At 70.0% G+C, this 7,664-nt stretch carries 7 protein-coding genes; 6 read left to right on the forward strand and 1 reads right to left on the reverse strand.

From position 1 onward, the window contains the following. Window positions 1-462, reverse strand: a 462-nt coding sequence (locus ESP51_RS20910; RefSeq protein WP_206737379.1) for a hypothetical protein, incomplete at its 3' end; no start/stop codon positions are given. Between the two features lie 238 nt (window positions 463-700). On the opposite strand from ESP51_RS20910, the gene ESP51_RS19905 reads away from it, so the two are divergent. From ESP51_RS19905 to pstS, 6 genes are all read left to right on the forward strand, one after another. Continuing rightward, on the forward strand, window positions 701-1,252 hold the full coding sequence (locus tag ESP51_RS19905) for a hypothetical protein (RefSeq protein WP_129522604.1): 552 nt from the start codon (window positions 701-703) through the stop codon (window positions 1,250-1,252). A gap of 31 nt (window positions 1,253-1,283) precedes the next feature. Continuing rightward, complete coding sequence (locus tag ESP51_RS19910; RefSeq protein ID WP_206737380.1) at window positions 1,284-2,084, forward strand: lytic transglycosylase domain-containing protein; 801 nt, start codon at window positions 1,284-1,286, stop codon at window positions 2,082-2,084. Continuing rightward, window positions 2,081-3,814 carry a protein kinase domain-containing protein gene (locus ESP51_RS19915; protein WP_129522605.1) on the forward strand — a complete coding sequence of 578 codons (1,734 nt, stop codon included), beginning with the start codon at window positions 2,081-2,083 and terminating at the stop codon, window positions 3,812-3,814. Before ESP51_RS19910 ends, ESP51_RS19915 begins: the two co-directional genes overlap by 4 nt. 153 nt (window positions 3,815-3,967) lie before the next feature. After that, entirely contained in the window at window positions 3,968-5,047 is a 1,080-nt protein-coding gene (gene pstC / locus ESP51_RS19920; protein ID WP_129522609.1) for a phosphate ABC transporter permease subunit PstC, read from the forward strand. After that, entirely contained in the window at window positions 5,047-6,297 is a 1,251-nt protein-coding gene (pstA, locus tag ESP51_RS19925) for a phosphate ABC transporter permease PstA (RefSeq protein WP_129522606.1), read from the forward strand. Before pstC ends, pstA begins: the two co-directional genes overlap by 1 nt. Next, window positions 6,294-7,664, forward strand: a 1,371-nt coding sequence (gene pstS / locus ESP51_RS19930) for a phosphate ABC transporter substrate-binding protein PstS (RefSeq protein ID WP_129522607.1), incomplete at its 3' end; no start/stop codon positions are given. The genes pstA and pstS, both read left to right, overlap by 4 nt.

A 7,664-nucleotide genomic window follows, 5' to 3' on the forward strand; every position in this document is an offset into this window, starting at 1 on the left:
CGGCGGCGGCTGCGTCGGGTCGGGTGTCGGGGTCAGTGTCGGCGTGGGGGTCGGGTCGGGCGTGGGGGTCGGCGTCGGCGTGGGGGTCGGGTCGGGCGTGGGGGTCGGCGTCGGCGTGGGGTCGGGCGTCGGCGTGGGGTCGGGGGTCGGCGTGGGCGTCGTCGGAGGATCAGTCGTCGGCGGAGGCGTCGTCGGCTCTTCGCTCGGCGCAGGCTCCGCGGGTGGCGGCTCTTCGCTCGGTGCCGGCTCTGTCGTCGGTGCCGGTTCCGGTGCCGGTGCCGGCTCGCTCGTAGCGGTGGCCTCGGGCGCCGGGGTGGGAATCGGTGTCTCCTCGGCACTTGCCGGACTGACCCCCACGAAACTCAGCACGGCCACCGTGGTGAAGGTTGCGAGCACGATCCCGGCCCGTCGAGCGACGTGCGCTCGCAACGGGCGGTTCTGGCTGGATTCGGATCGGCTCAAGGGCTTCATCTTCATTCGGGTTTGCCGTCTCGGGCGGCGACCACCTCAGTCTGCCATCGAGGGAAGGGCACCACAACGCCCCCTTCGGGGAGGCATCAGTGGTCGAAGCATCCGACACCGTTTGATCATCTGCCGGACATGCGTAGGTGGTTCGAACGGCGTGTTGCCGTAACCCGTAGCGCTGATTCTTCATTTCGAAGCGGCAGAGCAGATTGCCGGCGTCGGAGTAGAGGGCATCGTGACCGGTAGCCATGTCGCGCTCGGCGACTTGCGGAGTGGACGTGCACGCGTGACGTTCACCGAGTTCCGTTCTGCCGACGATCCCTTGCTCAGGGCATGGACTCGGTTCCGCGACACCTTCCCGACGCCGCTGGCGACGGCAGCCGGTGTGCGGCAGCGCAACTCGTCGCCGATTCGGCCGGGTTCCGCCGTCGCGCTGGAACGACTCCCCGCGCTCTGGCGCATCCACGCCACGAACAACCGTGAGCTCGGCAGGAGTTTCGTGCTCTACAGCAGTTTCGAGGCCGCCCGCGATCACGTGTTGCAACTCCAGGAGCGCACGGCAGACCTCGAGATCGCCGTCATCGCCGGTCCGCTCAACGCTTCACGCGGTTGGACCGTCCTGCTCGAGGGTGCGCCGGTCATGACGTGCAGTCGTTGGTACAGTTCGACATCGACCGGAATTGCGGCCGCCACCGGAGCTCTCGCCGCCATGCCGCGAGCGGTCCTGTCCGACCAAGCCGACCGGTCGGCGCCGTCGGGCCGGTTCAGTCGTCGAATGCTGGTGTGATGATGCGCACACATGGTACGAGCGTGGCGGGATGACGTCGGGCACCAGCGTGGTCGCGGGTGCGGCGGTCATCGCGTTCCTCTCCCTTGCCGCCTGGATGATCGGCGGCCTCGTCACGTTCTCGGAGCCGAGCGTGCGTCTCGCGGCGGCGCCGCTTCCGGACGACACGGTGCAGAACCCCGCGCCACCGTCGACGGACACCGCGGCGGGCGGCTCGCCGGCATCGTCGACGCCGGCTCGGCCGGCATCGTCGCGCGCGGGAGGCAACTCGGGCCTCGTCGACGAGGGATGGGCGATCGAGCAGGCGTCGCGCACCGGCATCCCACTGAGAGCACTGCTCGGATATGCGGGCGCAGAACTCGCGCTGGGCGCTGAGTCACCCGACTGCCGCATGGGGTGGAGCACGCTCGCCGCGCTCGGCCATCTCGAGTCGGGGCACGGCACCCACGCGGGGTCCGCGCTCGGGCTCGACGGGGTTGCGCGGCCGTCGATCCTCGGCCCGGAACTCGACGGCGGCGACTACGACCGCATCGATGACACCGACAGCGGCGGCATCGACGGCACGTCCACCACCGATCGCGCGGTCGGTCCGATGCAGTTCATCCCGTCGACCTGGGCGACGTGGGGCTCCGACGGCAATGACGACGGCGTCGCCGACCCGCAGCAGATCGACGACGCTGCGCTCGCCGCCGGCCGATACCTGTGCGAGTACGGGGACCTCTCGGATGCCGCGAACTGGCACCGCGCAGTGTTCGCCTACAACCACGTCGAGTCGTACGTCAACGCGGTCGCAGATGTCGCGCGTGACTACGCTGCGCGCACCAGCGGATGACCGAGCCGACGGGCCTGATCTCCGGCCGGTTCCGCCTCGGTGAACTGCTCGGCACCGGCGGGTCGGCCTCGGTCTTCGCCGCCGTCGACACGACGACCGGGGCATCGGTGGCGTTGAAGCTGCTGCATCCGCACTTCTCGGGGCGACCCGAGACCCGTGAGGCGTTCTTCGCGGAGGCGCGACGAGCCGGCGCGCTGCGGCATCCGAACATCGCGGGCGTGCTCGATGTGGGCGTCGACACCGCATCGACCGAACCCGTCGCGTGGATCGCACTCGAGCGGGCCCCCGGGTCGAGCCTGGCCGAACACGTCGGGCGATTCGGCCAGCTGACTGTCGCCGAAGCGATTGCGGTGCTCGACGGCGTGCTGCGCGCGCTCGAAGCGGCGCACGCGATCGGCCTCGTGCACCGCGACGTCTCTCCGGCCAACGTCATGGTCGCGCGAGGGAAGTCGGGTCGTGTCACGATCGACGGCGTGCGGCTGCTCGATTTCGGTCTCGCGGATGCCGCGGGCCGGGCCGCCATCGGAGCCGACGTTCTCCGCAGCGAGCAGGCCGGGGGCCGGGCGGGCGTCATCGGCAACGTCGAGTACATGTCGCCCGAACAGGTGCGAGGGGCGGCCGTCGACGAACGAGGCGACCTCTACCAGGCCGGTGCGGTGCTCTACTTCGCCCTCACCGGACGCGCGCCGTTCTCTCGTTCGACGCCCGCAGAGACGATGCGCGCGCACCTCGAGACCCCTCCGCCCGTGCCGTCGGTGATGGACTCGCGGATTCCGCGCCAGATCGATCGGCTCGTGGTGAGGGCGCTCTTGAAAGACCCCGTCGACCGGTTCGCGTCGGCCGCCGAGATGCGGACGGAGCTCGCGACCGCAGCAACGCCCACCGGTGCTGCGGCCGACGACGCGGGTCGCAGCTCAGGTGCGACCCGGGTCACGGCACCGAAGCGTCGGCCGGAGGCCGAGACGGTGACACGCGTGCTGGGCAGCACGAGGGTGCCGGCTCGGTCACCGATGGCCGCACACACGGCGGTGCAGCGGGCAGGGGCTGCGCGGCGGCCGGTCGCCCAGCGCAGGCCTAGCAGGATCGGTGCCTGGATGTCGGGTGCCGGACTCGCGGTCGTCGTCGCAGCGATCATCGGGTCGGTGGCGGCGAGCGCGCCGGCTGTGCCGGTTGCGATCCCGTCGCCGACCGCAGAGGCATCCGCGTCCCCATCGCCACCTCCGACCGCCGAACCGACCCCGTCGAGTGAGCCCGTCTGGACGCCGCCCCCCGTCGCCGAGGTGGTCGTGCCGCAGCTGTCACTCTCCACACTCGCCGACGCGATGCGCACGCTCGCCGATGCAGGGCTCGAGGTGGGCGAACTCGTCGTCGTGGATTCGGAGCGAGCGGGCGACACGGTGCTCGGATCGTCTCCAGAGGCCGGCACGCGGACTGCCCCGGGCGCCGTCGTCTCGCTCACGGTCGCGTCGGGTTTCAATCGGGTTCCGCACGTGGTCGGGCTCTCGCGTGCCGATGCGCTGGCGGCATTGCAGCGCGCGGGATTCACGGTCGCGATCGGCACGAGACCCGTGGCCGGGGTCGCGGCAGGCACGATCGTAGGGACCGACCCGGGAGAGGGAGCGTCGCTGGCGTTGGCGACGACCGTCACGCTGCTCGAAGCGGAGCTGCCCCCTCGCGCCACCCCGTCGCCCACTCCGACGCCCACGCCGTCCCCCGAAACGGGGGTATGAGATTTCGCTGTGGCCGCTCCGAGTCCAGCCCTCCTTCGCATGGGCGACATCGATCGTTCACATAACGCAGCGACGGTGAACGCGTGAGCCGGCGCCCCTGCGCCACTACCCAGTCCAGCGCTTAAACCCGAGGTCTCAGATGTATTCGTGGGCATGCAGATCGGCGCGATCGTGAGCGACGATCGCGGCGCGGGCGGCATCACGACGACGGCCACGACCACCGTGATCTTCGCCGACGAGGAACCGCACGCGCGTCCGGAGCAGGAGCCGCGGACGCTGAAGCCGCGCCCCTCGCGGTCGGACGCCGTCTTCCGCGCCGTCAGCTTCTCGGCCGGCGGGGTGACCGTGGCCATCATGCTCGCGGTCGGCCTGTTCCTCTCGCTGCGCGCGGGCTCGGCGATGCAGGTGGCGGGCTTCGACTTCCTCGTCGAACAGAAGTGGTCGCCAGAGACCGGCGAGTTCGGCATCGCCGCCGTGCTGTTCGGCACCGTCACGATCGCGGTCATCGCGATGTGCGTCTCGGTGCCGCTGGCTCTCGGCACCTCGCTGCTGATCTCCGAGGTGCTCATGGGCCGCCTGAAGCAGTGGTCCATCACCCTCGTCGATCTGATGGCCGCGGTGCCGAGCGTCGTGTTCGGGCTGTGGGGCCTGTTCTTCCTGCAGGAGAGCGTCATTCCCGTCTCGCGATGGATCTCGACGTACTTCGGCTGGATCCCGTTCTTCGCCGTGACCGACCAGGACGGCGCCGCGCTGACCGACGCGAGTGCGTTCACCTCGTCGGCGTTCATCGCGGGCATCGTCGTGGGCCTCATGGTGGTGCCGACGCAGACCTCGATCATGCGCGAGGCGTTCATGCAGGCGCCTGCGGGAGAGCGTGAGGCGGCCTTCGCGCTGGGTTCGACGCGCTGGGGCATGATCACCGCGGTCGTCCTGCCATTCGGCCGGGGCGGCATCATCGGAGGCACCATGCTCGGCCTCGGCCGGGCGCTCGGCGAGACGATCGCGGTCTACATGATCATCTCGCCGATCTTCGCGATCAACTGGCAGGCGCTGAAGACCGGTGGCAACTCGGTGTCGGCGCTGATCGCACTGCGGTACGGCGAGGCGAGCGAGTTCGCCCTCTCGGCGCTGATGGCCGCGGGCCTCGTGCTGTTCCTGATCACCCTCGTCATCAACTTCGCGGCCTCGTCGATCGTCGCCCGGTCGCGCTCCGGCGCCGAGAGCGAGGCGTGATGTCGCTCACCACGTACGAACCCTCCCTCGCCGACGAGGTACAGGAGACCGAGGCGGAGGTCCGCACCAGCCTGCCGGTGCGCGATGGCGTCGAGATCGGCCCGCGCCGCCGCATCCGTTCTGCACGCCTCGACGACCGCTACGCCCTGTTCGGCGCGGCGGCCGGCGCGCTGGCCATCGCGACCCTGCTGTTCGGCTGGATCGCACCCCTGAGCGGTGTCGTCGGCTTCATCGTCGTCGCGTTCCTGGCCTTCATCGCGATCTACGCCCTGCTGGTGAGCACCACCGGCGACGGCCGCGAGGTCGCCGACCGGGTCATGACGGTCGTACTCGCGAGCACCGGCGTCATCCTGTTCGGCGCCCTGACCTTCGTCGTCGTCTTCACGCTGTTGCGCGGATTCCCGGCGCTCGTGCACGTGAACTTCTTCTTCCAGGACATGGAGTTCGCCGGCCCGCTCGATGGGCTCGACGTCGGCGGCGTCGCACACGCGATCGTCGGTACCCTCATCCAGATCGGCATCGCCCTGGCGATCTCGATCCCGCTCGGCATCGTCACGGCCCTGTTCCTGAACGAGGTGGGCGGGCGCTTCGCCAGGTTCGTGCGCACGATCGTCGACGCGATGACGGCGCTGCCCTCGATCGTCGCGGGCCTGTTCATCTACTCCGCCGTCATCCTGGTCTTCACGCACCAGCGTTCGGGCTTCGCGGCCGCCCTCGCGATCTCGGTGATGATGCTCCCGATCATCGTGCGGGCGTCGGATGTCGTGCTGCGCCTCGTCGCCGGCCACTTGCGCGAGGCGTCGTACGCCCTCGGCGCCTCGCGCTGGCGCACCGTGTGGCACGTGGTGCTGCCGACGGCTCGCTCGGGCCTCGTCACGGCCGTGATCCTCGGCACGGCGCGCGGGATCGGCGAGACCTCGCCGGTTCTGCTCACGTCGGGCGTCACGAACGTGATGAACTCGAACCCGTTCGAAGGCCCGATGATCTCGCTTCCGCTGCAGGTGTTCGACTTCGTGCGCTCACCCGAGCCGAACATCGTCGCGCGCGGATTCGGCACGGCCGCCGTGCTGCTTCTGCTCGTGTTGGCGCTCTTCGCGATCGCCCGCTTCATCGGCGGCCGCGGTGCGGGCAACCTGTCCCCGCGTCAGCAGCGCGCGGCGCGAAACGCGTCGGAACGGGATGCCGAACGCATGGATGCCGCGGCCGCCCGTCGCGCGGCATCCGCTCAACCGCTGGAGGAACCGCAATGAGCCCGCTGAAGCGTCGCCCGACGCGCCTGGTCGCCGCCTTCGGCGCGCTGCTGCTCGCCGTGGGAGTGGCCGCCACGCCCGCAAGCGCTGCGACGTGGGAGGTGATCACCGGCACCGGATCGACGTGGTCCCAGAATGCGCTCGACCAGTGGCGCACAAACGTCGCGTCGAATTACGGGATGACCGTGAACTACTCCGGCGTGGGGTCGTCGGCCGGTCGACGCGACTTCATCGCGGGCACCATCGACTACGCGGTCAGCGAGATCCCGTTCCAGTCGAGCCCCGAAGACGGTTCGGCACCCGAGGTGCCGCCGCGCGGCTACGCGTACATGCCGATCGTCGCCGGCGGCACGGCCTTCATGTACCACCTGAACATCGGCGGCAAGCGGGTGACGAACCTGCGCCTGTCGGGCGCCACCATCACGAGGATCTTCACCGGCGCCATCACGAACTGGAACGACCCCGCGATCCAGGCCGACAACCCCGGCCTCGCGATGCCCGACAAGGCGATCGTGCCGGTGGTGCGATCCGACGGCTCGGGCTCGTCGGCGCAGTTCTCGTTGTGGATGTCGAAGCAACACTCAGACGCGTGGACCGCTGGGATGAGGTCGCAGTTCCCGACGCCCGCCAATGGGAAAGCCCAGAGCGGCTCGTCGGGCGTCGCGGGCTACGTGAGCCAGGGCTACGGCGAGGGGGCGATCACCTACGTGGAGTACTCGTACGCGCTCGAGTCGGGCTTCCCGGTCGCGAAGGTGCTGAACGCCGCCGACTACTACGTCGAGCCCACGTCGAGCTCGGTGGCCGTGGCGCTGTTGCAGGCGCAGATCAACAACGATGCGGCATCGGCCGACTACCTGACGCAGATCCTCGACGGCGTCTACAACAGCGGCGACCCGCGCACCTATCCGCTCTCGAGCTACTCCTACATGATCGTGCCGACCGAGGTGAAACCGCCGGCGGTCTTCACCGAGGCGAAGGGCGCCACGCTGGGCGCGTTCGCAAGCTACATGCTGTGCGAGGGGCAGCAGCAGGCCGCGGACCTCGGCTATTCGCCCTTGCCGATGAACCTCGTGCTGGCGGGCTTCGAGCAGATCAAGCGCATCCCTGGCGCCGGGGGCGCGAGCGTCGATCCCAACGCGTGCAACAACCCCACGTTCAAACCCGGCGACTCGCCGAGCAACAACCAACTCGCGCTCACAGCCCCACAACCGGCGGACTGCGACAAGCGCGGCCCGAACCAGTGCACGACGGGTACGGCCGGAGCGCCCCAGGAGACTCCGGTGTCGGGGTCTGGGTCGGGCGGCTCTGCGACCGGCGGCCCCGAGGGCGCAGGCGCCGCCGCTGACGCCGCCGCGGCCGGGCCGGCA

The sequence above is a fragment of the Agromyces albus genome (assembly GCF_004134825.1).
Lineage (GTDB): Bacteria > Actinomycetota > Actinomycetes > Actinomycetales > Microbacteriaceae > Agromyces > Agromyces albus.